At 72.9% G+C, this 413-nt stretch carries 1 pseudogene; it reads left to right on the top strand.

Features of this window, described 5'->3' with window-relative positions:
* Nucleotides 1–9 precede the first annotated feature (9 nt).
* A pseudogene (locus tag ACY45C_RS10560) lies at nt 10–413 on the top strand (HAF repeat-containing protein); the annotation flags it as partial.

Genomic DNA, 413 nt, shown 5'->3' with positions numbered 1-413 from the left:
GCCGCCACGGTGGCCACGACTCTCGTGCCCTGGTCGCTCGGCTACCTCGGCTCCGCCACCGCGGCGGACGCGGCCACCGCGGCACCGTCCTCCCCACCTGCGCCCGCCCGACCCGCCGTCGTGGACATTCCATCCCCGACCGGGGCCTCCGGTCTCCTCACCGGCGGCAACACCGCAGGCCTTCTCGCGGGCTACTGGCAGACCTCACCATCCGAGCTCAGTGGGTTCGTCTACCGCGGCGGTACGGTGCACGGCCTGCCGGGGAACAGCCGGCCGGCCGCGGTGAGCGAGGCCGGCGTGGTCGTCGGCGAGAACATCACGCGTTACAGCCGGGAGGCGTTCCGCTGGAACCGTGGCATCTATCAGTCGCTAGGATTCCTCGGCGGCACCCCCACCCAGAGCGGGCGGTCCAG

Source organism: Frankia sp. CcWB2, from assembly GCF_977927585.1.
The sequence above is the reverse complement of the archived record's forward strand: the minus strand, read 5'-3'. Positions and strand labels throughout refer to the sequence as shown.